General features: G+C 70.8%; 23 protein-coding genes. 6 read left to right on the top strand and 17 right to left on the bottom strand.

The genetic code is table 11. The annotated features are described in order from the left end of the window. Positions 1 to 15: 15 nt before the first annotated feature. Positions 16 to 2,934: a leucine--tRNA ligase gene (gene leuS, locus K338_RS0110195; protein WP_022918073.1), complete on the bottom strand. Its 2,919-nt coding sequence runs from the start codon at positions 2,932 to 2,934 to the stop codon at positions 16 to 18. A 219-nt stretch (positions 2,935 to 3,153) separates the two neighbouring features. Between leuS and K338_RS0110190 the strand changes: the two genes are divergently transcribed. After that, positions 3,154 to 3,594: a Dps family protein gene (locus K338_RS0110190; RefSeq protein WP_022918072.1), complete on the top strand. Its 441-nt coding sequence runs from the start codon at positions 3,154 to 3,156 to the stop codon at positions 3,592 to 3,594. 75 nt (positions 3,595 to 3,669) lie between these two features. On the opposite strand, the gene K338_RS21835 is transcribed toward K338_RS0110190, so the two are convergent. From K338_RS21835 to K338_RS0110155, 7 genes are all read right to left on the bottom strand, one after another. Beyond that, positions 3,670 to 4,260 carry a CE1759 family FMN reductase gene (locus K338_RS21835; protein WP_022918071.1) on the bottom strand — a complete coding sequence of 197 codons (591 nt, stop codon included), beginning with the start codon at positions 4,258 to 4,260 and terminating at the stop codon, positions 3,670 to 3,672. Continuing rightward, positions 4,257 to 4,733, bottom strand: a complete 477-nt coding sequence (locus K338_RS21830; protein ID WP_022918070.1) for a MarR family winged helix-turn-helix transcriptional regulator — start codon at positions 4,731 to 4,733, stop codon at positions 4,257 to 4,259. Before K338_RS21830 ends, K338_RS21835 begins: the two co-directional genes overlap by 4 nt. Before the next feature lie 31 nt (positions 4,734 to 4,764). After that, positions 4,765 to 5,898 carry an LLM class flavin-dependent oxidoreductase gene (locus K338_RS21825; protein WP_022918069.1) on the bottom strand — a complete coding sequence of 378 codons (1,134 nt, stop codon included), beginning with the start codon at positions 5,896 to 5,898 and terminating at the stop codon, positions 4,765 to 4,767. A 175-nt stretch (positions 5,899 to 6,073) separates the two neighbouring features. After that, complete coding sequence (locus tag K338_RS21820; RefSeq protein ID WP_084480927.1) at positions 6,074 to 7,015, bottom strand: PDDEXK family nuclease; 942 nt, start codon at positions 7,013 to 7,015, stop codon at positions 6,074 to 6,076. Between the two features lie 103 nt (positions 7,016 to 7,118). Beyond that, positions 7,119 to 8,510 (bottom strand): mannitol dehydrogenase family protein, encoded by a 1,392-nt coding sequence (locus K338_RS0110165; protein ID WP_022918068.1) that lies wholly within the window; start codon positions 8,508 to 8,510, stop codon positions 7,119 to 7,121. An 8-nt stretch (positions 8,511 to 8,518) separates the two neighbouring features. After that, positions 8,519 to 9,940: a glucuronate isomerase gene (gene uxaC / locus K338_RS0110160; protein WP_040653578.1), complete on the bottom strand. Its 1,422-nt coding sequence runs from the start codon at positions 9,938 to 9,940 to the stop codon at positions 8,519 to 8,521. 70 nt (positions 9,941 to 10,010) lie between these two features. Further along, on the bottom strand, positions 10,011 to 11,024 hold the full coding sequence (locus K338_RS0110155) for a LacI family DNA-binding transcriptional regulator (RefSeq protein WP_022918066.1): 1,014 nt from the start codon (positions 11,022 to 11,024) through the stop codon (positions 10,011 to 10,013). 122 nt (positions 11,025 to 11,146) lie between these two features. On the opposite strand from K338_RS0110155, the gene K338_RS0110150 reads away from it, so the two are divergent. From K338_RS0110150 to larB, 5 genes are all read left to right on the top strand, one after another. Next, the gene (locus tag K338_RS0110150) at positions 11,147 to 11,971 is read left to right on the top strand and encodes a sugar phosphate isomerase/epimerase family protein (protein WP_022918065.1); all 825 of its coding nucleotides are present in this window, start codon (positions 11,147 to 11,149) and stop codon (positions 11,969 to 11,971) included. Beyond that, positions 11,968 to 13,008 carry a Gfo/Idh/MocA family protein gene (locus K338_RS0110145; RefSeq protein WP_022918064.1) on the top strand — a complete coding sequence of 347 codons (1,041 nt, stop codon included), beginning with the start codon at positions 11,968 to 11,970 and terminating at the stop codon, positions 13,006 to 13,008. Before K338_RS0110150 ends, K338_RS0110145 begins: the two co-directional genes overlap by 4 nt. A gap of 98 nt (positions 13,009 to 13,106) precedes the next feature. After that, a complete protein-coding gene (gene gndA, locus K338_RS0110140) occupies positions 13,107 to 14,549 on the top strand; it encodes an NADP-dependent phosphogluconate dehydrogenase (protein ID WP_022918063.1) in 1,443 nt (480 codons plus the stop codon). Between the two features lie 5 nt (positions 14,550 to 14,554). Then, a complete protein-coding gene (larE, locus tag K338_RS0110135) occupies positions 14,555 to 15,475 on the top strand; it encodes an ATP-dependent sacrificial sulfur transferase LarE (RefSeq protein WP_022918062.1) in 921 nt (306 codons plus the stop codon). Further along, a complete protein-coding gene (gene larB, locus K338_RS0110130; RefSeq protein ID WP_022918061.1) occupies positions 15,472 to 16,158 on the top strand; it encodes a nickel pincer cofactor biosynthesis protein LarB in 687 nt (228 codons plus the stop codon). Before larE ends, larB begins: the two co-directional genes overlap by 4 nt. On the opposite strand, the gene K338_RS0110125 is transcribed toward larB, so the two are convergent. The 9 genes from K338_RS0110125 to K338_RS0110085 form a co-directional block, all read right to left on the bottom strand. Beyond that, positions 16,155 to 17,204, bottom strand: coding sequence for a hypothetical protein (locus tag K338_RS0110125; RefSeq protein ID WP_022918060.1), 1,050 nt, complete (start codon positions 17,202 to 17,204; stop codon positions 16,155 to 16,157). The two genes, larB and K338_RS0110125, sit on opposite strands and share 4 nt — an antisense overlap. Beyond that, positions 17,191 to 17,877, bottom strand: a complete 687-nt coding sequence (locus K338_RS21815; RefSeq protein ID WP_022918059.1) for an ABC transporter ATP-binding protein — start codon at positions 17,875 to 17,877, stop codon at positions 17,191 to 17,193. Before K338_RS21815 ends, K338_RS0110125 begins: the two co-directional genes overlap by 14 nt. Beyond that, on the bottom strand, positions 17,862 to 18,896 hold the full coding sequence (locus K338_RS0110115) for a peptidoglycan-binding domain-containing protein (RefSeq protein ID WP_169579542.1): 1,035 nt from the start codon (positions 18,894 to 18,896) through the stop codon (positions 17,862 to 17,864). Before K338_RS0110115 ends, K338_RS21815 begins: the two co-directional genes overlap by 16 nt. A gap of 38 nt (positions 18,897 to 18,934) precedes the next feature. After that, on the bottom strand, positions 18,935 to 19,312 hold the full coding sequence (locus K338_RS0110110) for a hypothetical protein (RefSeq protein WP_157612347.1): 378 nt from the start codon (positions 19,310 to 19,312) through the stop codon (positions 18,935 to 18,937). A 178-nt stretch (positions 19,313 to 19,490) separates the two neighbouring features. Then, positions 19,491 to 19,964: a hypothetical protein gene (locus tag K338_RS0110105; RefSeq protein WP_157612346.1), complete on the bottom strand. Its 474-nt coding sequence runs from the start codon at positions 19,962 to 19,964 to the stop codon at positions 19,491 to 19,493. A 57-nt stretch (positions 19,965 to 20,021) separates the two neighbouring features. Beyond that, positions 20,022 to 20,744, bottom strand: a complete 723-nt coding sequence (locus tag K338_RS21810; protein ID WP_022918055.1) for a metal-dependent transcriptional regulator — start codon at positions 20,742 to 20,744, stop codon at positions 20,022 to 20,024. Further along, positions 20,744 to 21,427: a vitamin K epoxide reductase family protein gene (locus K338_RS0110095; RefSeq protein WP_022918054.1), complete on the bottom strand. Its 684-nt coding sequence runs from the start codon at positions 21,425 to 21,427 to the stop codon at positions 20,744 to 20,746. Before K338_RS0110095 ends, K338_RS21810 begins: the two co-directional genes overlap by 1 nt. Before the next feature lie 40 nt (positions 21,428 to 21,467). Next, a complete protein-coding gene (locus K338_RS24460; protein WP_022918053.1) occupies positions 21,468 to 23,315 on the bottom strand; it encodes a metallophosphoesterase family protein in 1,848 nt (615 codons plus the stop codon). Next, on the bottom strand, positions 23,312 to 24,979 hold the full coding sequence (locus K338_RS0110085) for a hypothetical protein (protein WP_027286685.1): 1,668 nt from the start codon (positions 24,977 to 24,979) through the stop codon (positions 23,312 to 23,314). The genes K338_RS24460 and K338_RS0110085 overlap by 4 nt, the downstream gene beginning before the upstream one ends. Between the last annotated feature and the right edge of the window lie 5 nt (positions 24,980 to 24,984).

The following is a 24,984-nucleotide window of genomic DNA, read 5'->3' as shown; positions in this document are numbered from 1 at the left end:
CTAACCACACATCGGTCAGCTCCCTGGGACGATGTTCACCAGCTTCGGTGCCCGCACGATCACCTTGCGCACCGGGGCCCCGTCCAGTGCCCGCTGCACCCCCGGTGCCGCCAGGGCCGCCTCGCGCAGCTCCTCCTCGGTGGCACTCGGGGAGACCTCCAGCCGGTCGCGCACCTTGCCCTTGACCTGCACCACGCAGGTGACGGTCTCAGCGACCAGCAGCGCCGGGTCAGCCTCCGGGAACGGCTCGTAGGCGAGGGAGTGGGGGTGCCCGAGCCGGGACCAGAGCTCTTCGGCGATGTGCGGGGCGACCGGGGCGACCATCAGCACCAGCGGCTCGATCGCTTCCCGCGGCACCGCCTCGATCCCGGTGAGGTGGTTGTTCAGCACGATCAGCCGGGCGATCGCGGTGTTCGGGCGCATCGCGGCCATCTCGGTGCGCACCTCGTCCACCGTGCGGGCCACCAGTCGGGCGGTCTCGGTGTCGGCGGGTTCGTCGACCACGGTGACCTGGCCGGTGTCCTCGTCCACCACGTTGCGCCAGAGCCGCTGCAGGAACCGCTGCGCACCGACCACCGCGCGGGTGTCCCACGGCCGCGAGACGTCCAGCGGACCCATGCTCATCTCGTACACCCGGAAGGTGTCGGCGCCGTAGGCGGCATACATCTCGTCCGGGGTGACCATGTTCTTCAGGGACTTGCCCATCTTGCCGTACTCGCGCCGGACCGGGGTGCCCTGGTGGGTGAAGGTGGACTCGCCGTCGTCATCGATGTGCTCGACGACCTCCTCGGCGGGCACGTACACCCCGCGGGAGTCGGTGTAGGCGTAGGCCTGGATGTAGCCCTGGTTGAACAGCTTGTGGAACGGTTCCAGGCTGGAGGTGTGCCCCAGGTCGTAGAGCACCTTGTGCCAGAACCGGGCGTAGAGCAGGTGCAGCACCGCGTGCTCCACCCCACCCACGTACAGGTCGGCACCACCGGACCCGGGCAGACCGTCCGCACCGGTACGCGGTCCCATCCAGTACTTCTCGTTCTCCGGGTCCACGAACGCCTCGGCGTTGCTGGGGTCCAGGTAGCGCAGCTCGTACCAGCAGGAGCCTGCCCAGTTGGGCATGGTGTTGGTGTCCCGGCGGTAGGTCTTCGGCCCCTCCCCCAGGTCCAGGGTGACGTTCACCCACTCCTCGGCGCGCGCCAGCGGCGGCTCCGGGGTGGAGTCGGCGTCGTCCTCGGCGTAGGTGCGCGGGGAGAAGTCCGGCACCTCCGGCAGCTCCACCGGCAGCAGCTCGTCCGGGATCGCCACCGGGCGGTCGTCGCTGTCGTAGACCACGGGGAACGGTTCACCCCAGTACCGCTGCCGGGAGAACAGCCAGTCCCGCAGCCGGTAGGTGACGGTGGGGCGAGCCTCGCCGCGCTCGGCCAGCCAGTCGGTGATCAGCGCCTTGGCCTCCTCCTGCTCCAGGCCGTCCAGGGAGATCTCGTCGTTGGCGGAGTTGATGGTGGGCCCGTCGCCGGTGTAGGCACCGCCGGTGAAGTCCTCTGGCGGCTGCACCGTGCGCACCACTGGCAGGTCGTAGGTGGTGGCGAAGGCGAAGTCGCGCTCGTCCTCAGCCGGCACCGCCATGATCGCGCCGGTGCCGTACCCGCTGAGCACATAGTCCGCCACGAACACCGGCAGCCGTGCCCCGTTCACGGGGTTGGTGGCATACACACCGGTGAACACACCGGTCTTCTCCCGCCCTTCGGCCTGCCGCTCCAGATCGGTCTTCGCCGCAGCGGCCTCCCGGTAGGCGGCCAGCGCCTGGCCGGGAGTGGGCGCCCCGCCGGTCCAGGCCTCCTTGGTGCCCTCCGGCCAGGTGGCCGGCACCAGGTCGTCGATCACCGGGTTCTCCGGGGCGAGCACCATGAAGGTGGCACCGAACAGCGTGTCCGGCCGGGTGGTGAACACCTCGACGGCGGAGCTCGCCCCTCCCGTGCCCTCCCCCAGCGTGAAGCGCACCTGGGCACCTTCGGAGCGGCCGATCCAGTTGCGCTGCATCGCCTTGACCTTCTCCGGCCAGTCCAGCAGGTCCAGGTCGTCCACCAACCGGTCGCCGTAGGCGGTGATCCGCATCATCCACTGCCGCAGGTTGCGCTGGAACACCGGGAAGTTGCCGCGTTCGCTGCGCCCCTCGGCGGTGACCTCCTCGTTCGCCAGCACAGTGCCCAAGCCGGGGCACCAGTTGACCGGCACGTCGGCCACGTAGGCGAGCCGGTAGCTGCCGAGCAGCTCCTCCTGCTCCGCCGGGGTCAGCTCGGCCCAGGGCCGTCCGTCCGGGGTCGGGCGGCGGCCGTCGGCGAGCTGGGCGACCAGCTCGGCGATCGGGCGGGCGGCACCGGTACCACGCCCGTCCCGACGGGGGGCATCGGGGTCGAACCAGGAGTTGTAGATCTGCAGGAAGATCCACTGCGTCCAGCGCACGAACTCCGGGTCGGTGGTGGCGAAGGTGCGTCGGTCGTCGTGCGCCAGCCCCATCCGGCGCAGCTGCCGGCGCATCGTGGCGATGTTCTCCTCGGTGGTGGTGCGCGGGTGCTGCCCGGTCTGCACGGCGTACTGCTCGGCGGGCAGGCCGAACGCGTCGAAGCCCAGGGCGTGCAGCACGTTCGAGCCGGTCATCCGCTTGAACCGGCCGACCACGTCGGTGGCGATGTAGCCGAGCGGGTGCCCGACGTGCAGCCCCTTGCCCGACGGGTAGGGGAACATGTCCAGCAGGTAGAACTTCTCCGGCCGCACCTGTCCGTCCGCCAGGTCACCCACCGGGTTCGGGGCGTGGAAGGTGCCCTCGGCCTCCCACCGGTCCTGCCAGTGCTGCTCGATCCGGCCGGCGAGCTCGGCGGTGTACCGGTGCGCCGGCTGGTCGACGGCGGGGGTCGCGGTGGCAGCAACAGGTTCAGTCATCAGATTCCTCGACAAGGACGGGCGGCCGCTCGCGGCTCGGGTGCGGCGCACGGGCGCGCCGGGCCCAGCGCGGGCGCGCGCAGGTACAGCTCGGGCGAGCCCGTCCAGCGTAGCGCAGCACACACCGCTCACCGGGCGAGCAGGCAGGTGGCGGCATAGGCTCAGTACATGGGGCGGGCACGCCCCCGCCATCGTGCTCGGGACGAGAAGGAGATCGTTGTGACCGACCAGACTGTCACCAACCACCTGCAGGCTGCCCTCGTCGACCTGGTCGACCTTGCCCTGCAGGGCAAGCAAGCGCACTGGAACATCTACGGACCGCACTTCCGGTCCGTCCATCTGCAGCTGGACGAGGTGATCGCGGACCTGCGCACCTGGTCGGACACGGTAGCCGAGCGGATGGCCGCGATGGGCACCCCACCGGACGGGCGCGCCGACACCGTGGCCTCCAGCTCCGAGGTGGACAAGCTCGACGGCGGGACGCTGGCCACCGACAAGGTGATCCGCCAGTTCGAAGACCGGCTGCAGGCCGCCAGCGACCGGATGAAGGCCACCCTGGAGGACCTGGAGGCGGACCTGCTCAGCCAGGACATCATCATCGAGGTCGCCACCGGGCTGGACAAGCACGCCTGGATGTTCCGCGCCGCAGCCGGCGACTGACCCCGAGAGGCGAAATTGCTCGTCGATCTGGCTACTGAGCGTGACCGGATCGACGAGCAATTTCGCCTTAGGGGGTCAGTGCGGCTGGGTGGTCCGAGCCGCGGGCAGCATCCGAACCGCGTCTGCGCCGGCCTGCTCGATCCGCCGGGCCAGCTCCGGTGCCCGCTTCGGTCCCAGGTCCACGTCCTCGGTGGCCGCGTAGACCGCGGTCGGCACGATCAACGCCCCGAAGTAGGCGAACAGCGGCCGCATCGTCTGATCGATCATCAGCTGGTGCCGGGTGCTGCCACCGGTGGCGCCGAGCAGCACGGGCTTGCCGCGCATCGCCACCGGGTCCACCATGTCCCACAGGGACTTGAAGATGCCGGCGTAGGACCCGCGGAAGACCGGGCTGGCGGTGATCACCAGGTCGGCACGCTCGATCGCGGCGAGCGCCTGGTCCAGCTCCGGCGAGGGCAGTCCGGCCACGGTCGCGTTCGCTACGTCCACGGCCAGGTCACGCACCTCCACGGTGCGGGCGGCCACCGCCACCTGCTGCACGGCGGCGGCCTGCTGCACCGCAGCGAACAGGGCGTCGGTCAGCCGACGGGTGCTGGACGGGAAGCCCACTCCCCCGCTGACCGCCACCACGTCGATGGCACCCGTGGTGCTGGTCAGGTCGGTCATCTCTCCTTCTCTCCTGTGCCCCGGGCGGCCCGTGGTGCTGCACCACGGGCCGCACCCTTCAGCTTTCCGGTCAGCGTGGTGAGCACGGCCTGCTCCTCCTCGGTGAGCACCGGGTCGACCAGCGCGGCGATGCTGCGCACGTGCCGGCGGCCGATCTCCTTCTGCAGCTGCGCCCCTGCCCCGGTGAGGCAGACGAGCACGCCGCGTCCGTCGTCGTCAGCGGTGCTGCGCTGTACCAGACCGGCCGCGGCGAGCCGGTCGACCATCCGGGACAGGCTCGGCTGGCTGAGCAGCACGTGCGCGTTCAGGTCCCGCAACCGCATCGGTGCCTCGCTCCCGGAGAGGGTGAACAGCACGTCGTACTCCCGTGAGGTCAGCGGGTGGAAGTCCTTCGCCGCCTCGAACTGACGCATCAGGTGCACCTGCGCCCGGAACAGCGACTCCCAGGCCTGGGCAGCGCTGCGTGCACTCATCGCAACCTCCTCGGGGTCCGCATCCCGTCGGTCACCGGCGCACTGCGCTGCCGGAGTGCAGGTCGATCTCCACCTGCGGCGTGAGGTCCACCGGACCGCCGGCGGCCGCCACCCGGGCGGCGTGGGTGGGACCGTCCGGGACGTGCGCGGGGCGGTTCTTGTCGAACTCGGCGCGCAGCGTGGGCAGGATCTCGCCGAGCAGGTCGAGCTGTTCGAGCACGGTCGTGGTCGGCAGGCCGGCGTGGTCCAGCAGGAACAGCTGGCGCTGGTAGTGGCCGAAGGACTCGGCGAACGTGAGCGTCTTGTCGATGACCTCCTGCGGGCTGCCGACGGTCAGCGGGGTGGCGTCGGTGAACTCCTCCAGGCTCGGCCCGTGCCCGTACACCGGGGCGTTGTCGAAGTACGGGCGGAACTCACGCACCGCGTCCTGGGAGTTCTTCCGCATGAAGATCTGCCCGCCGAGGCCGACGATCGCCTGGTCGGCGCTGCCGTGCCCGTAGTGCTCGTAGCGTTCCCGGTACAGGCCGATGAGCGCCTGGAAGTGCTCCTTCGGCCAGAAGATGTTGTTGGCGAAGAAGCCGTCCCCGTAGCGGGCGGCCAGCTCGGCGATCTGCGGGGTGCGGATCGAGCCGTGCCAGACGAACGGGGGCACCCCGTCCAGCGGCCGCGGGGTGGCGGTGAAACCCTGCAGAGGGGTGCGGAACCGGCCCTCCCAGTCCACCACCTCCTCGTCCCAGAGCTTGCGCAGCAGCTGATAGTTCTCCACGGTCAGCGGCAGGCCCTGGCGGATGTCCTTGCCGAACCAGGGGTACACCGGGGCGGTGTTGCCACGCCCGAGCATCAGGTCCACCCGACCGTCGGCCAGGTGCTGGAGCATCGCGTAGTCCTCGGCGATCTTGACCGGGTCGTTGGTGGTGATCAGCGTGGTGGCGGTGGACAGGAGGATCCGCTCGGTCTGGGCGGCCACGTAGCCGAGCATCGTGGTCGGCGAGCTGGGCACGAACGGCGGGTTGTGGTGCTCCCCAGTGGCGAACACGTCCAGGCCCACGTCCTCGGCCTTCTTCGCGATGGCCACCATCGCCTGGATCCGCTCGTGCTCGGTCGGCACGCGGCCCGTGGTGGGGTCGGGTGTGACGTCACCGATGGTGAAGACTCCGAACTGCATCCTGTTCACCTTCCAAAGTGTATGCGTTTGCATGAAGTTCTGCACCGTGCAACGCATGCCGGCTGGAGGTATTCCCGCTGTGACCGGCACCACTCCCCCTCCCCCGCAAGGTCAATAAGAAGCGGGCACCCGTGCCCGGATCCACGTGACCTTGCGAGCCGGCAGCGGCGGCGAGCTACCGAGCTATGGCCGCGCGGGTCAGCAGCTCCCGCACCTGCCCCATGAACACCCCCGGGTCGGTGAGCAGGGCCAGAGAGGGGATCCGCAGCACCGGCCCTCCGCGCAGGCGCACCTCGTTGTCCCGCAGGGCATCCTCCACCGGGTTCAACCCCTGCTGGTGCTGCACCCCGTCGATCTCCACCCCGACCGACAGCCTTTCCCACCACACGTCCAGGTAGATCCGCCCGCGCGGGGCCCGGCACACCCGCTGCCGGGAGGGCTCCGGCAGGCCGTGCTGGCGGCACAACCGGGCAAAGTCCAGCTCGCCGAGCGCCTGCACCCCGCCACCGACCTCCCGGAGCAGGTCACGCAGGAAGGCGCGGCGGCGGACCCGGCGCCGACTGTGCACCTCTGCGGTCAGTCGCTCGGCGGTGGTCAGCCGCTGCTGTACGGCGAGGATGACGATCAGCGCGGCCTGCCGCTCGCTGACCGCCCACGTGGTCGCGTTCACCACTGCGGCCTCGACGGCCAGCCGCGGCAGTCCGGGCACCGGCGCCGGGGTGATCACCCGGTGGCTGCGCACCCGTACACCGGGCAGCCGCACCGGGCAGGTACCCCGCGGCACGGCGACCACGATCTGGTCCTCGGTGTAGTTCTCCAGCCCGGCGGCCAGCAGTGCGGAGACGCCGTCGAGCACCGCCCCGGAGCCGGTCTCCCACACCGCCCACGCGGCTCGCGCAGGCCAGTCCTGGGGCACCAGCGCGGTGTCGATGCCGATCGTGTGCCGGCCCAGCGCCGTCCACCGCTGGCCGCGGAGCTCGCTGCGCACCTCGTCCCGGCCGATCCCCGCAGCGCGCAGGTCTCGGCGGTGCACCAGACCGCCGAACGGCGCAGCGAGCTCCCGGGCGCGAGCCCGCCGCCACGCTCGCCGGGAGGCCGGCACCGTCTCAGTGACCACAACCCCAGCCTGCCGGTGCGCGCCGACCGAGCGGCGACCCCCTGTGGACAACCCGGCCCACCGTCCGCAATGTCAATAAGAAGCGGGCACGGGTGCCCGGGTTCTAGTGACCTTGCGGGAGGGGGATGGCTTCCGCTTGGGCTACTACGGCGGCCACCAGGTCCGCGTCGTCACCGAGGCCGGGCTGCAGCGTCTCCAGCACCGCGGGCACCACCTCGGCCACCGGCCCGGCGTTCGCAGCCTCCTGTGCGGGCCCGGCACCGGCGTCGTTCACCGGGGCACCGACACCGCGCAGGTGCAGCACCCAGCCGGCGAGCGTGGTCGCTCCCCCGGTGGGCACCCGCCCGGCAGCGCGCTCGGCGTTCACCGCGGGCAGGGTACGCACCGGCAGCTTCTGCGAGCCGTCCATGGCGATCTGCGCGAGCAGGTGCCGCACCCGCGGGTTCGCGTACCGGTCCAGCAGCGCCGCTCGGTAGGCGGCCACCTCCTGCTCCGGCAGCCCGAGCCCGCGTTGTGCCTCGTCCCAGAACTGCTCCACCCAGCTGCGGCAGGCGGGGTCGGCGATCGCGGCGTCGATGGTCTCGTGCCCGCGCACGCTGCCTACGTAGGCCAGCTGGGAGTGCGAGCCGTTCAGCAGCCACAGCTTGCGGCGCTCGTGCGGGGCCACGTCGGCCACGAACTGCACGCCGGCGTCCTCCCATGCGGGTCGCCCGGCAGGGAACTGCCCGCTGACCACCCACTCGGCGAACGGTTCGGTGGGCACCGGGGAGGCGTCCTCGTAGCCGATCCGCTCACGCACGAGCTCCCGGTCGGCGTCGGTGGTGGCCGGCGTGATCCGGTCCACCATCGAGGTGGCGAACTCCACGTGCTCCTCCACCCAGCCCACGAGCGAGGCGTCCACGGCTCGGGCGGCGTCCAGCACCAGGGTGCGGGTGACCTCCCCGTTGTCCGGCAGGTTGTCGCACGGCAGGATGGTCAGCGCCCCGGCACCGGCCTCCCGGCGGGCGAGCAGCCCGGCGAGCAGCCGCATCGGCATCGACGTCACCACCGCGCGCGGGTCCGCCCGCAGCGCGGCCACGTCGGTGGCCACGTCCGCAGCGGAGGTGTCCAGGTGCCCGTCGGCGTCGCGGCGGTAGCCGTGCTCGGTCACCGTCATGCTCACGACGGCGGTGCTCGGCCTGGCCAGGTACGCCAGGTAGGTCTCGTGCTCGCTGGCGGCGTGCACGGCCACGATCGAGGAGATCACCTCCACCTGGTCGCCGTCGGCACCCTTGGTGATCAGGGAGTACAGGCCGCCCTGCGGTGCGAGCGCCTCGGCCTGGTCCGGGCGGCGGCCGGTGAAGGCGGCGATCCCCCAGTCCGCGGCGTCCGGGGCGTGCTGGGTGTACCAGGCCTGGTGGGCGCGGTGGAAGTTGCCCACCCCGAGGTGGACGATCCGCACCGGGGCGGCAGTCTCTGGCGTACCGGGCAGTCCGCGGCACAGTCGCTGGGTCACTTCTCTCCTCAGAGCTTGAACACGGTGGTGGGGTTGGTGACCACCAGGTCGTAGATGGCCTCGTGCGCCTCGTCCTCGGCCAACCGGTGCTCGACCACCAGCTCGGAGAGGTAGCCCGCATCCAGGCGGCGGCTCATGTCGTGCCGGGCCGGGATGGAGCAGAACGCGCGGGTGTCGTCGATGAATCCGGAGGTCCGGGAGAACCCGGCGGTCTCGGTCACCGCGGACCGGAACCGGCGGATCGCCTCCGGAGCGTCGATGAACCACCACGGCACGCCTACGTACACCGACGGGTAGAACCCGGCCAGCGGTGCGAGCTCGCGGGAGTAGACGGTCTCGTCGATGGTGAACAGCACCAGGTGCAGGTTCGGGTGGGTGCCGTAGGCGTCCAGCAGCGGACGCAGGGAGTCGGTGTACTCCACGGCGATCGGGATGTCGCAGCCGACATCCGGACCATAGGTGCGGAACGTCTCGGTGTGGTGGTTGCGCCGCACGCCGGGGTGGATGGTCATGACCAGACCGTCCTCGCAGGACATCCGTGCCATCTCGGTGAGCATGTGCTGCCGCAGTGCCGTGGTCTGCTCCTCGGTGGCCGTGCCCGCCCGGGCGGCGGAGAAGAGCCGGGAGGCTTCGCCGTCGTCGAGGTCCAGGGCGACGGCATCGATCACGCCGTGGTCGGCCGAGACCGCCCCGTGCTCGATGAAGTAGCGGCGCCGGTTCTCCAGCGCGGCGACGAAACCGGCGTAGGTGGAGGTGTCCTCGCCGGAGACCGCACCGAGACGGTCGACGTCGGCGTTCCAGTCCGGCAGGGCAGCGTCCAGGTACTTGTCCGGACGGAAGGTGGGCACCACCCGGTGGTCGAAGGTCGGGTCGGCGGCCAGGCGGGCGTGCTCGGACAGGTCGTCGCACGGATCGTCGGTGGTGGCGAGCACGTCGATGTTGAACGTCTTCATCAGGGCCCGCGGCCGGAAGTCGGGCTGCGCGAGCCGATCGGCGATCTGGTCGTAGATCTGGTCGGCAGTCGCTGCGCTGGGGCGGACCTGCACCCCGAAGATGCCGCCGAGCTCCTCCTCCAGCCAGTACCGGACCGGCGTGCCCCGGTAGGCCGACCAGTGCTCGCAGAGCGCCCGGAAGGCGGCGCGGGCGTCCGCCTCGTCCAGCGGGCCGCGGCCCACGCCCAGGTCGCTGAGCGGGATGCCGTGCGCGTGCAGCATCCGGTTGATGTAGTGGTCCGGGGTGATCAGCAGCGAGGTCGGGTCGCGGAACGGGGTGTCATCGGCGATCCAGGCCGGTGGCACGTGCCCGTGCGGGGAGATGATCGGCAGGTCCTTGACCGACTGGTACAGCGACCGCGCGACGCCGCGACGGGTCGGGTCGGCCGGCAGCAGCCGGTCAGGGTGCAGTTCCAGAGCAGGGGTTGAAGTCGACACGCCGCCCACGAAACCGGTTCCCGCGCGCTGTGGCAACACGTTGCCGCCTGTTGCCCTGGCCCGTCAGGTCTCAGCCGGCGACCGGCGCTGTGGTCTCCCGCACCACCAGGCGGGTGGGCAGCTGCATCGGCTCGGGGGCCTGCGAGCGCGCCCCGCCGACCATCGCCAGCACGTTCTGCGCAGCAGTTCGCCCGAGCGCGTGCAACGGCGCCGCCACAGTGGTCAGCTCCGGGCTGACCAGCTCGGCCATGGCGCTGTTGTCGAAGCCGACCACCGACACCTCCCCCGGCACGCTCACCCCGAGCCGACCCGCCCCGCGGATGAAGCCGATGGCGACCAGGTCGTTGTAGGCCACCACGGCGCTGCTGCGGTGCTGCGCCCAGGTCGCTGCCGCCTGCACCCCGCCGTTCACCGTGGGCGCGAACGGACCGGTGCGCCGGATCCGCACACCGAGCTCCTCAGCGGCCCGGCGCAACCCGCGCCAGCGCATCCCGTCCGCCCAGGACGCCTCCGGACCGGACAGGTAGGTGACCGTCTCGTGGCCGAGCTCCACCAGGTGCTGCACGCTCCGGAACGTGCCCCGCTCCACGTCGATCACCACCGACGGCACCCCCGGCACCACCCGGTTGACCACCACCACCGGCTTGACCTTCGCCACCTGCCGGATGGCCGAGTCAGAGATCCGGGAAGCGGTGAGCACCAGCCCGTCCACCGACTCCAGCGCCCGCTCCAGCGTGGCCCGCTCCCGCACCGCCGACTCCGCGGTCTCGGCCAGCATCATCGTGTACCCGGCAGCCTCGCACGCCGACCCGGCGCCACGGACCAGCTCGTAGAACACCGGGTTCGCCAGGTCGGCCAGCACCACAGCGAGCATCGAGGAACGCGTCGGCGAAGTGGCCCGCGCCTGGGGTCTGGCCCGGTAGCCCAGCTGCGCAGCGATCTGCCGGATCCGCTCCCCGGTCTCGGCGTTCACCCGCCCGGGCCGGGAGAAGGCCCGGGACACAGTGGAGGGTGCCACACCGGCCGCACGGGCGACGTCATAGATGGTCACCGCAGGGGTGGCATCCGGGTCCGGCTCAGGCATACCAGCCAGACTATCCGCGCCACGCAGCGGCCAGCCCGGCGCACACTGCGCACCCGGCCCCGAGGCTGCAACAAGCGGCAACCGCTTGCCCGGCAGGACGGTGCAGGCGTTGGCTGGGCAGCATGTGGACACTGTCCGGATTCGCCGATGAAATCGACCCCGACCTCGATCTCCAGGTCGCCACCATCACCCAGCTGGGGCTGAACTACCTGGAGTTCCGCAGCGCCTGGGACACGAACGTCCTCGACCTGACCGACGCCCAGGTCGAGGAGGTGCGCAGCACGTTGTCCGCAGCCGGGCTGCAGGTCTCGGCCATCGGCTCCCCGATCGGCAAGATCGGCATCGAGGAGGACTTCGGCCCGCACACCGACCGGATGCGCCGGGCGGTGGACGTGGCCCAGGCACTGGACACCGGCTACATCCGCATCTTCTCCTTCTTCACCGGCAACCAGGACCCGACCAGCGTGCGCGACGAGGTGCTGCGCCGGATGGACGCCCTGGCCACCATCGCCGCTGAGGCAGACCTGGTGCTGGTGCACGAGAACGAGAAGGGCATCTACGGCGACGTCCCGGCACGGTGCGCCGACCTGGTCACCAGCGTGGACAACCCGCACCTGCGCCTGGCCTGGGACGCGGCGAACTTCGTGCAGGTGGGCGTGCGCCCGTTCAGCGAGGGCTACGAGCTGCTGCGGGAGCACCTGGAGTACGTGCAGATCAAAGATGCGCTACTGGCCGATGGCACCGTGGTGCCCGCCGGCGCCGGCGACGGCCAGGTGCGGGAGACGATGCGGGCACTGGCCGCCGACGGGTTCGACGGGTTCTTCTCCCTGGAGCCGCACCTGAGCGCCGTCGGCACGTTCGGCGGGTTCTCCGGACCGAACCTGTTCAGCGAGGCGCACCGGGCCTTCACCGCCATCCTCGACGAGGAGAAGATCGCCTACTCATGACCGGCACGAGCAGGCCTACAGCCGCCATCGTCGGCTGCGGCGACATCTCCGCGATCCACGTCGATGCGCTCACCCGTCTGGACATCCCGGTGGTGGGGGTGTGCGACACAGTGGCGGAGCGGGCTGAGGAGGTGGCTGGTGCCCTGGGCGTGCCCGCGTTCACCGACCACACCGAGCTGCTCTCTGCCACCCACCCCGATGTGGTGCACGTGTGCACCCCGCACGCCGAGCACCTGCCGGTCGCTCTCGATGTGCTCGACGGCGGAGCTCACCTGCTCGTGGAGAAGCCGCTGGCTGCCTCGGTCGCCCAGGCGAGGCAGCTCGCTGCGGCTGCCGAGGCAGCCGCAGCGAGCGGGGTGCGCACCGGGGTGGTGCTGCAGAACCGGTACAACCCGCCGAACCAGCGGTTGCACGAGCTGGTCACCACCGGCGCGCTGGGGCAGGTGCACGCCGCCAAGGCGGACGTGAACTGGCACCGCACCGCCGCCTACTACCAGGCTCGCCCGTGGCGCGGCACCTGGGCCGGGGCCGGCGGAGGGGTCATGATGAACCAGGCGATCCACACCCTGGACCTGCTGCTCTGGCTGCTCGGACCCGCCGAGGAGGTGCGCGGGCACGCCGCCACCTACGCGTTGGCCGAGGCGATCGAGGTGGAGGACACCGCCGAGCTCGTGCTCCGCCATGCCGGTGGCGCGGGGTCCACGCTGTTCGCCACGAACACCTACCCGCTGAACGCCCCAGTCAGCCTGACCGTGCACGCCGAGCGAGCCACCGCCGTCATGGCTGGAAACCTGACGGTGACCTGGACCGATGGCCGCACCGAGACTGTGGCCGCAGCTGTGCCGGGCAACGTGGGACGCTCCTACTGGGGCGACTCGCACCGCCTACTCATCGACGACTTCTACACCCGCCTGGGCGAGGCCGACCCGTTCTGGATCGGCCCGGCAGCCGGACTGGCGCTCGTCGAGACGATCGCCGCCGTCTATGACGCCTCCCCGAACCTGGTTGGTCGCCGTGCCCCGGCGGCCATCCCCTGACCCGCGCCGATGAGACAGCCGCGCACCGCGGAGTGCCAACCTGGCACGATCGGGGCGTACCGACAAGCCTTGAACGGACCGATCCGGAAGGACCACCTATGACCAGCACCCCTGCAGCCACCGCCCAGGTCGGCGTTGTCGGCCTCGCGGTGATGGGCCGCAACCTGGCCCGCAACTTCGCCCACCACGGCTACACGGTGGCGGTGTACAACCGCACCGCGGCCCGCACCGAGGAGCTGATGGCTGCCTACGGTGACGAGGGTTTCGTGCCGGCCACTGAGCTCGCCGACTTCGTCGCCAGCCTGGAGCGCCCGCGCCGGGTGGTGATCATGGTGCAGGCCGGCAAGGGCACCGACGCCACGATCGACGCCCTGGCCGAGCTGCTCGAGCCGGGCGACATCGTGGTGGACGGCGGGAACGCGCACTACGAGGACACCCGCCGGCGGGAGGCCGCACTGCGGGAGAAGGGCCTGCACTTCTTCGGCGTGGGCATCTCCGGTGGTGAGGAGGGTGCGCTGAACGGGCCCTCGATCATGCCCGGTGGGTCTGCCGAGGGGTACAAGGCGATCGGCCCGCTGCTGGAGGACATCTCCGCCAAGTACGACGGCGAGCCGTGCTGCGCACACATCGGCCCCGACGGTGCCGGGCACTTCGTGAAGATGGTGCACAACGGCATCGAGTACGCCGACATGGAGTTCATCGCCGAGGCCTACGACGTGCTGCGATCTGCAGGACTGAGCATCGAGGAGATCTCCGCGACGTTCCGCCAGTGGAACACCGGCGACCTGGACTCCTACCTGATCGAGATCACCTCCGAGGTGCTGGACCAGGTGGATGCGAAGACCGGGAAGGCGCTGGTGGACGTGATCGCCGACTCCGCAGGGCAGAAGGGCACCGGCCGGTGGACGGTGCAGATCGCTCTGGAGCTGGGCGTTCCGGTGAACACGATCGCCGAGTCCGTGTTCGCACGCTCGGTCTCCGGGCACGCGGACCTGCGTGCCGCTGGGCAGGAGCACGTGCCCGGGCCGGCACACTCCTTCGACCCGGCGGACCGCGCCCAGCTGGTGGAGGACGTGCGCAAGGCGCTGTGGACGGCGAAGGTGGTCGCCTACGCCCAGGGGCTGGACCTGATCCGCACTGCGAGCCTGACCTACGACTGGAACATCGACGTGGCGTCGGTGGCCTCCCTGTGGCGGGCCGGCTGCATCATCCGGGCCCGCCTGCTGGAGCGGATCCGCGCGGAGTACGCCGGGCACAACCTGCCCACGCTGCTCGCCGCACCGAGCATCATCGACGGCATCGCCGAGGCGAACGAGGGCGCACGGCGGGCGATCGGCACGGCCATGCAGGCAGGGGTGCCAGTGCCTGGGTTCGCGGCTGCGCTGGCCTATCTGGACCAGGTGCGCGCGCAGCGTCTGCCTGCGGCGCTGATCCAGGGGCAGCGGGACTACTTCGGTGCGCACACCTACCAGCGAACCGACGCTGAGGGCACGTTCCACACCGAGTGGTCCGCTGACCGTAGCGAGACGAAGCTGGACTGAGTCTGATGACCACTCCGCCGGTGAGCAGCAGCCTGCGCGAGGCCCTGGCCGGGCTCGAACCGGACGCAGCGGCCATCGCCGCCCGCGCTCGGGCGGCGATGGCCGGGGCCGGCCGGGTGGGGGTTGCCTACTCCGGCGGGGTGGACTCGGCGGTGCTGCTCGCCCTGGCGGTGGCCGAGCTGGGACCTGAGCAGGTGGTGGCGATCCTGGGCATCTCGCCCAGCCTGGCCGCTGACGAGCGTGCTGCGGCGCACGAGGTGGCGGCGGTGATCGGCGCCCGGGTGGTGGAGGTGGCCACACACGAGCAGGACAGTACCGGGTACCGCGCCAACGATGTGGACCGGTGCTTCTTCTGCAAGGACGAGCTGTTCACCCGCATCTCCGACGAGGTGGTCACTGAGCACGCGCTGGCGGCGGTCGCCTATGGGGAGAACGCCGACGACGCCCGCCGCCCGGACCGGCCTGGTGCCCGGGCGGCGACGAACCACCGGGTGCTGCGCCCGCTGGCCGAGGCTGGTGCCAGCAAGGCGGTGGTGCGCCAGATCGCCCGGGCGATGGCACTGCCGTGCGCGGACAAGCCGGCCGCACCGTGCCTGGCCTCCCGCATCCCGCACGGTCACGAGGTGACCCCGGAGAAGCTGCACCAGGTGGAGGAGGTGGAGGCCGGGCTCAGGCGCCTGGGCTTCAGTGACTCCCGGGTGCGCCACCACGACCAGATCGCCCGGATCGAGCTGGTACCCGAGGAGATCGAGCGGGCCGCGACGCCGGCGCTGCGGTCGGCGATCCACGAGCTGGTCACCGGTGCCGGCTTCCGCTTCGCAGCAGTGGACCTGCGCGGTATCCAGTCCGGGGCGTTCACCATGTCGATCCTGAACGCCGGCCGCACCGGTGCCCCCGGCACGCCGGTGCCCAAGCCGGTGTCATGACCAGTCAGCGGCCCGGCATCGACGGCGTGGCGAACCTGGACACCGGCCGGTACCGCCGCCGCGGCTACCCGGAGGCGGTCTACTGCGAGGGCAAGTCCATCGAGCAGCTCACCGCGATCGCCACCCAGCTGCGTGAGACCGGCGGTGCGTGCAGCACCCTGTTCACCCGGGCCCGTGCCGAGCAGGCCACTGCTGTGCTCGCAGTGCTACCGGACGCAGTGCATCACCCGGACGCCCGGCTGCTCGCCTGGCCGGCGGATCCGCCACCGCCGACCGGCGGCCTGGTGCTCACCCTGACCGCGGGCACCTCCGACCTGCCGGTGGCTCGGGAGGCGCAGCTGAGTGCCCGCTACCTGGGCCGCCGCAGCGAGCTGGTCGCCGACGTCGGGGTGGCCGGGCTGCACCGGCTGCTCGCGCGGATGGAGGACCTGCGTGACGCGGATGCGATCATCGTGGCCGCGGGCATGGACGGTGCGCTGCCTTCAGTGGTCGCCGGGCTGGTGGAGGTACCGGTGGTGGCGCTGCCCACCTCGGTCGGCTACGGGGCGGCCTTCGGTGGGATCGCCCCGCTGCTGACGATGCTGAACGCCTGCGCGCCGGGGGTCGCGGTAGTAAACATCGACAACGGCTACGGGGCCGGCCACCTGGCGGCGCAGATCGCCGCCGCACCGCGCGGGGGCTAGCGGTCCCGGAGGGTCTCGGTCAGGCTGCCGCGCAGCAGGGTGGCGGCCAGCAGGGTGCTGGCAGCCGTCCCGATCAGCAGCGCGGCCGCGGCGTAGCGTGCCGCGATGCCCAGCACCTGGAGGGGTACCCCGGTGGCGGCGGCGGTGATGGTCGCCGCCAGCGCCGCTGCTGCGCCGGCGGGGAGGGCAATGAGCACCAGCTCCGCGGCGAGCATGACCATGACTACGGTTCGTGGCGTGCCGAACGTGCGGTAGACAGCGAGCTGACTCCGCCGCGACCAGGACACCAGCAGCACGGCGGCGGTGATCATCAGGGCGCCGATGAGCCACGGCTGCAGGGCGAGTGCCGCCTGCCACTGCTGCGCAGGCGTGAGCACCCCGGTGGCCTCCGGCAGGAAACGGGCGATGGTCGCGGTCCCACCCGGGAACGCGGCCGCGAGCACATCACCTCCGGCCGACACGGCTCCGGGCTGCATCCGCACCCAGCAGGTGCTGACCGGTGTGTCGGCCAGGACCATTGTGGTGACGTTGGAGGTGAGGACGCTCACTGGTGCCTGCTCCACCTGGTGCTCGGGGCGCACCGCTCTGCTCCCGTCCGCGGCCAGCAGCCACTGCCCTGCCCCGACCTGGCCGGTCTGGACCAGCTCGCCGCCGACGGTCGGCATGGCCCACGGTGCTTCGGGGAGGAACACCTGGACCGCTCCGGGTGTCACCGCCTGGACGGGGAGCTCCAGGCCCCCGTGGTAGGCATACAACGGTCCGGGTGAGCGCACCGCCAGCCCTCCGGCCGCCGCCACGCCCGGCCAAGCACCCGCCCGGGTGCATACAGCTCCGGAGAGCGGGACGGTCTCGTCGGTCGCGGTGGCCACCCACACCAGCGATCCGGCTGCCCGGAGCTGCTCCTCCTGGTTGAGCGCCCGGTCGGCCTGGACGATGACGTACCCGCTCACGCCGGCGAGCACGAGCGCGATCACCACGCCGAGGATGCGGTGCGCCGTGCCGAGGTTGCGCAGCGCCTCACCGAGGAGCTGGTCAGGACGCCACACGGCGCTGCTCCGGATCGGTGCCGTCCCTGGCAGCGTGGTCGGTGGCCGGTCGCAGCTCGACCACCCGGTCGGCCATCGCGGCAACCTCGGGATCATGGGTGGCCAGCAGCACTGTGGTGCCTTCGGCTGCCCGCAGCAGTGCGCGCGCGATCTCCCGGCCGGTGACCAGGTCCAGGTTGGCGGTCGGTTCGTCGGCGATCAGCACGGCGGGGGCGACCATCAGCGCCCGTGCGACCCCCACGCGCTGCGCCTGCCCGCCGGACAGGGTGCGGGCGCGCTGTTCCGGCTCGGTGATCCCCACCGAGGCCAGCAGGTCGACTGCTCGGGGCCGGGCTCGAGCACGCGTGCCGCCGCTGACCAGCGCGGGCAGCATCACGTTGTCCACAGCAGATCTAGCCGGTAGCAGGTTCACGCTCTGCAGCACCAAACCCACCTCCTGGCCGAGCACGAGCGCCGCATCCCGGGTGGTGCGCACCTGTCCGGCGATCCGCACCTGCCCAGCGTCCGGTGCCAGCAACAGCCCGGCCACCGCCAGTGCCGTGGACTTCCCCGCCCCCGAAGGACCGATCAAGGCCACCGACTCCCCGGCCGGCACCCGCAGGTCCCAGTCGGAGAGCACCGGACGCACCGCGCCCCGGTAGCGCACGGAGATGCCCGTCAGCTCGAGGGACATGTCACGTCTCCGAGCACGGGCACAGGGTTCACCAGCACACGCGCGCCCTCGGGGAGCGTGGGGCGAAGCTGTGCCAGGCCGTCGACAGAGCTGCCGAGCACCTCCACCACGGCAAGGTCAGACGCGCCATCGATGGTGCTCGAGGTCGTCGCTGCCACACAGGTGCTATCGGTCGAGTCGGTGATGATGGCGGCCGCTGGCACCGCCTGGCCCGCCTGTCCGTCGAGCAACCGGACCTGCCCGGTGACAGACACCTGGTCGACGGCACCGGCATCGGCGAGCACCACCGATGCTGCGGCGTCCAGATCGGTCACCTGCCAGCTGCCGTCCTCGGCGCGCTCCACCGGCACCGCCTCACCCCGCACCAGCAGCTCATACTCGCCGGCCGGGCCGGCGGAGGCGCTGGTCATCGTGACATCCGCCAGGGACGCGGTACCGGTGGCCACCGGCTGACCGGCGGCCGGAGCGGGTGCCCCGGCCTGGACGTCCACCTCAGCGACCTCGAACGACTCAGTGGGCAGGTGTGCGAACCATCCGGGATCGAGAACACCGGTGGGGTCCTGGACGCCGATCCGGCGCTCGTAGTCCTGTACCGCGGACCGGGTGGTGGTGCCGAACACGCCATCATCGTCCAGATCGGCATCGAGCAGGCTGTTCAGGAAACGTTGTGCGGTGGCGACGTCCGGACCGCGATCGCCGCGACTCAGCGGGCGGAACAGCACTCCCTCGTCGGAGTAGGCCACCACCGGCACACCATCGACCGCGTAGAGCTTCTCCTCGCCGCTGAGCACATCGCCCGGCGCCACCTCGACCCCGGTGACCGTGCCGGCCAGCGGCGGCGCAGGGATGCTCCGTCCCGGGGCCACCTGGGCCGACAGGGTCGCCGGTGCGGAGAAGTCCACCGTGGTCTCCTGCACGGGAACCAGGACCGCACGATCCTGCGGGGTCAGCTCCTTCAGGTCGCTTGCACTACCACGAACCAGCACCCAGGTGGCGACGACCGCGCCGATCACGAGCACACCCACCAGCATCAGGTAGCCCCGCCCCGCACGCCGCACTATCGGTTCGCCCCATATAGTCGCCCGCCGTACTGGTCCAGACAGATCACACCCTCATCGAACTTCGCCGACCCCTGTGTGGCCACGACTCGCTCGTTGATCCCCTGGATCGTGTCACTGGACGTCACGCCAGGGAAGCCCGCCTCGTCCATGCACGCCACAAACTCCGCAAAGGTGCGCTCACGTTCTGCACCGGTCAACGTGTGCTGATTCACATACGCCACCTCGGCTTGTGGCAGGTTGAAATTCGCCTCGCACGCTAACCGATCGTCATGCGCGGACATATCGCCGGGAGCGCCACCGGTAACGGCAAAACCGTACGAGATTCCATCGGGACGCATCTCCACCGGACCAACCTCATAACCCTCGCGGATCATGCACTCGCGAATCGAGGCTACGATCCGCACATACTCCGCCTCAGAGATCGGCCCACCCGTATACGGCGCTGGAACGCTAGGCTCAGGTTCACCCCGCGTGATCGAACAACCCGCGAGTACGCCAATCACAAATACGAGCGCGCCGAAGTGGCCCAAGAACGGGGTTCGCAACGCAGACTCAGCACGAAATATACGTGTACATGCTCGCCCGCTCCTCGACATTCGTGTAGATATCGTTGCCCCAGCCGTAAGTCCGGTACGATCCCGATACCGTGCAGGACCTAGAAGAAGACGAGACAAGAGTCGTCGTACCGGAACTGGAGGTGGCCGCCGGTGCCAATTTCGTCGCGGCCCCCTCGAGCTTCGCCTGTGCGTACGCCGCCTCTGGCGTGGAGCCGCACGTCGTAGTCGATTTGAACGTGATGACGCTCGTAGCCGGCGACGGAGTCGCCGGATACACGCCGCAGTCCGGCATGTCGGCCTGCGCCGCACTGGAGGTGACGACCACCGCGCCAACCCCGAAAAGAAGGACCGCAACAACTGACGAGAGGCGGGTCTTCACACTGTCGACCATGACACTCCCCATTTCCCTCGGAGCGGCTTCGGTGCCGCCCGTCACTTCGACCATACGCACGAAGAACGCAGTCGGCAAGCGCTCGCTTTGCGACCGGCACCGCATCCGACCGAGAGTGCAGAGCGCCGCTGAGCGCTAGTCCGCCACCACCCAGACCGCACCAGTCGCCGCCGCGCTCAGCGTGCCGTCCCCGGCGGCCAGCTCGTCGTCCAGGCCGAGCCCGGCACCGGTGATCTCGCGCAGCAGGTCTGGCTCGGTATCGCTGATCCGGGCGATCCGCACCCGCACACCCGGGGGAACGTCGTCCAGGCGGTGCGCTGGTGGGGTGACCACCCGCCCGTCCAGCTGGGGGATCGGGTCACCGTGCGGGTCCCGCAGCGGCGCGCCGAGGTGTGTGTCCATCCGGCGCATCAGCAGCGGGGATGCGGAGTGCTCCAGACGTTCGGCGTCCTCGTGCACCTCGTCCCAGCGGTAGTCCAGCGCGAGGGCCAGGTAGGTCTCGATCAACCGGTGCCGGCGCACCATCGCCAACGCTGCCAGCTGCCCGGCGTCAGTGAGGGTGACCCGCCGGTAGGGCTGGTAGTGGACCAGGCCGGCGGCGGCGAGCCGCTGCACGTTCTCGGTCACTGTCGGCGCACCGACACCCAGCCGCGCGGCGAGCTCGGAGGCGGTGGCACCCGGCTCACCCCACTCGCCCAAGTTGTAGATCGCCTTCAGGTAGTCCTGGGTGACCACTGACTCCGGCAGGTCCACCTCCTCCAGGGAGATCGCCTCAGCAGGTCCGACCTCCCGGTGGTGGCACCGGGCACCGGGAAGGAGCGCCAGCCCGTGGCAGGACCGGCCGTGCACATCTGCCATCAGAACACCGTGAGCCAGGCGTCACCGAGCCCGAGGAGCGCCCCGGCAACCACGAGCAGGTACCACAGTGCGGTGATCAACCAGGCGTTCTTGGTCACGAAGGAGCGCAGCCCCTCCCCGGCCGGCAGCGCACCGCCCGCCATGGTCGCGGCCACAGTGTGCACGAAGAACGGGATCACCACGGCCCAGACCACCAGGCAGTACGGGCACAGCGCACCGATCTGGGTGATCGCCACGACCTGCAGCCAGGTGACGAACGCGATACCGAGAGTGGCGCCGGCCAGCAGGCACCGCCAGTACCAGCGCGGCAGCGCCACCCGGCTGGCGAGCAGCACCCCGGTGGTGAGCACCACCGGGAAGGTGAGCAGGCCGAGCACCGGGTTCGGGATGCCGAACACCTTCGCCTGCCAGCTCTCCAGGAAGATGCCGCAACCGATCAGCGGGTTGATGTCGCAGGCAGGGGTGAAGTCCGGGTCGGCGAGGATGCGGATGTGGTCCAGCATCAGCTCCAGCGAGGCGAACGTGCCGAGCACGCCGGTGACCAGCACCAGCACCACGTAGCTGCGCCGCACAGCGGCGACACGGCCAGCCCCGGTTCCCGCCACAACATCTTCGGCACCGCCCGCATTAGCGAGGTCGTCGGCGACGTCCGCGACGTCGCCGGACCTGTGCTCGCTGCTCACGGTGCTCCTCGCTGTGGGTGTGTCCTCAGTATCGCCCATCTCAGTCGTCCGGCTCCTGTCCGCTGACGAACTCAGTGGGCTGCGACGGCCAGAGCGCCCACTCCCCCAGCTCCACCGAGGTGTCAGTGCCGATGGTGATCACCCGGTAGTCGACCGGCAGCTGGGTCTCTGGGTCCCAGCGGATCACCGTGATCGTGGCCGGGTTGTTCAGCGGGCCGATCGTGGGTTTACCGGCTCCTGCGCCACCGGTGCTGGCACCCACGTACTGAGTGCCCCAGCCGAGCTGGCGCGGCCCGACCTGCTGGTGCAGGTGGCCGGACAGGCTCACCGGTGCGCACCCGGACTCGAGGATCTGCCGACCCGCGTACGGGCTGTGGATCAGCAGCACGTCCACCGGTTGCCCGTCGTCGGCCAGGTCGCAGCCGGTGGCAGCGAGCCGGTCGCCCATCTCCAGCACAGTCTCGTCCCGGGTCTGCCGGGTGGGCACACCGAGCGAGCTGAGCGTGGGGTCGGTGTCGCCGAGGAACCGCAGTCCGGCGACCTCGACCGGGTCGCCGAGCAGGGGGATCCAGCCGGCCGCCACCTCCTCCTCGGTGGTGGTGCGGGAGTCGTGGTTGCCGTCGGCGAAGACCACGGGCACGTCGTCACCGAAGCCGTCCGCGAACGCCTTGATGCAGTAGGACTCCACCGAGGTGCCGGCCATCACCGTGTCCCCGGCGTTCATGATCAGGTCGGCGTCGGACTCGGCCACCGCTGTGCCGATCACCTCGGCCATGCCGATGTTGCAGTGCAGGTCGGTGACCATCACCCCGGTGATCAGGTCCGTCTCAGCGTCTGCGACCGCCTGGTCCTCAGTCGACGGCGTAGCCTCGCCGTCCGAGGTCGGCTCACCTGCCGGGGCCTCATCCTGCTCGGTCTCCTCCGCGGACGCACTGGCCACGCTCGTGGGGTTCTCGCCGCCGCCCGCTCCGGCACCGGGCTCCGACGGCTCCGACGGCTCCGACGGCTCCGGGGAGGACAGCCCGTGCGCGTCGGTCGCGTCCTCGCCGGCGCCGTCGGCCGAGCCGGCCGAGTCCTCATCGCCTGCCTGCGCGGCCCGTTCGGCCTCGAAGGCGGAGGTGAGGTTGGCCTGCACTCCGGCGTAGAACTCGCTGTTCTTGTCGATCGCGTCCACGACGTAGCCGCCGTAGTAGTCGACGATGGTCGCCAACCTGCCGGTGATCCGGGCATCCTCCAGCGGGGTGCCGTCCAGCACGGCGGAGGTGCGTCCCACGTTGCCGGAGCCCCGGGTGGCGTCCACCAGCGGCACCAGCACCAGGGCCACCACCACTGCGATCGTCAGCGGCGGTACGCCCGGCTGCCGGAGCGCGTTCTTCATCGTCTCCCGGAGCAGGCCGTGCCCGGCGAGCCGCAGGCAGGCCACGAGCGTCAGCTGGATGGACCAGAGCAGCGCCACCCGGCCGAGTGCGTTGGTGATCAGCCCGTCAGCGGCCTCCCGGATCGCCGGCTCCGGGTTGGCGAAGAACTGCGTGTAGCTCTGCAGGTCAGCGGTCAGACCGGCCACCGGGTTGGCCCCGGGTGCGGCCAGCCCGATCGGGATCTCCTTGACCTGCACGTCCACACCGAGGTGCAGCGGCAGCGGCGAGTCGATGATCAGCGCCCCGAGCGGCCCCATGTCCACCCGGATCTCGTTGTTCAACCGCACCGTGTACTCCGCCTCGTGCGGGCCGAGGGAGCCGGTGTAGTGCGCACTGAGCACACCGATGACCAGGGCGACCAGACCGGTCACCATCACAGTGATGCCAGCCCGGATCCCGCGCCGGGTCATCGGGCGCAGCCGGTGCCACCACTCCACCCGGTGCCGCTGCGCCTGGGCCTCGGTGCTCACTGATAGCTCACGTAGTCCGGTTGGGGTTCGATGCGGTAGGTCTGTGCGGGAGTGAGCATGGGGTCATCTTCGTCGATGAAGTTCTTCCAGCCCCAGTGCACACCCTCCGGCGCGTCGGTGCGCACGTTACGCCAGGTGGCGCGCTTGTCGTGCGGGTCGCCGTTGCCGTCGGCGTGGATGAGCAGCGCCACCTCACCGCGACTGGTGTCCAGGTCCTCCCGGTGGGTGATCATCCGTTGCTGGAACTGGTGCAGCACTACCATCTTCTGCGGCAGCGCGTTCTCTCGGGTGAAGTCGGCCACGTAGTTCACCACCTCGTTGACCTCCTGGACGCCGACCGAGCCGATCTGCTCCAGCGGCACCTGGTCGTCGGTCAGCCGCCACTCCGGGTCGAGCGCCACACCCACGTTCGGGTAGGCGAGGAGCTCTTCGTACTGGCGGACCTGGTCGAGGAAGCTGGAGCGTCCAGGCTGGAAGTCGAGCACGACATACTGCCCGGCCTCGGCCGCAGCCTCGACCAGCGGCACGAAGTCCTCAGCCGGGAACTCGCTGGAGTAGTTGCCGTCCGCACCGGCGGAGCCAGCGGCCACGGTCACGATCACCTCGAGGGTGGGCACCACAGTGGCGTCGGTGAGGTCGTCGTAGTCGGCTGCCTCGCCGGCTGCCAGGTCGATGGTCTCGTCGGTGCCCTGTTCCCCGAGCACGCCCAGGCTCGGCGTGCCGGGGTGCCCGTAGAGGGCGATGTACCGCTTGTCGTCGAAGACCAGCTGCCCACCGCCGGGCAGCTCGTCGCCAGTGGCGGCCGTGGCAGCCTGCCAGGCGAAGGTGGTCTCGTCGCCGTAACTGGTGCCGTAGCCCACCACCGCCTCCGGATCACCGAGGCCGCTGACCTCGGCGACGGAGCTGCGCGGGTCGCCGGAGACGATCGCCACCTTCGCACCTGCGGCCCGGGAGTTGGCCACGGCCACGGCCTGGTAGTCCTGTCCGTCGGCGAGCACGTGCAGCCCCTCGACGCCCTCACCGGGCAGCAGCGGGGGCATGTGCCCGCTACGCTCGGGAGCCTCGCCGCCACCGTGCCCGTCCAGGTCCACCGCGGGGTAGAGCTCGCCGGGCTCCAACCCGGCCACCGACTGGGCGACATCTTCCGCCTCCGGCGTCTGCACGTCGGTGAACGAGGTGTCCAGGTGCTGTCCGATCAGCTCGGTCAGCTCGTCAGTGTCCCCGGGGTCGGGCTGGACGTTCAGGCTGGTCAGGTCGATACCGTCGAGGTCCACGGCCCCGACCGGGATGAGCGTGCGCACCCCGAGGCGGAGCAGCTCGGCCTCCAGGTCCTCGGCGTCGGCACCGGTCAGGAGCACCGGGGCACCCAGCGCGATCCCGATCGAGGAGGCGCGCAGCACAGCGGACTCGTTCTCCGCCGAGGCGAGCACGACCGCCTTCGCGGAGGTGAAGAACTCCTCGCTGCTGCTCAGCGCGAGCGCTGCGGGGTCGGTCTGCTGCACCAGGCTGGCCTCCTGCTCCGGCCGCTGCGCCACGGCAGCGGGTTCTGGCTCCGGCGGCGGTGACGTGGGGTCGGGGTCCACTGTGGTGGTCCCTGTGCACCCGGCGAGCCCCAGGGTGAGCGCGGTCAGCGCAGCCCAGGCTGTCGCAGGTCGGAATCGCACGAGTC

The organism is Ruania albidiflava DSM 18029, from assembly GCF_000421225.1.
GTDB lineage: Bacteria > Actinomycetota > Actinomycetes > Actinomycetales > Beutenbergiaceae > Ruania > Ruania albidiflava.
Note: the sequence above shows the minus strand (reverse complement) of the source record. Positions and strands in the feature narration are given on the sequence as shown.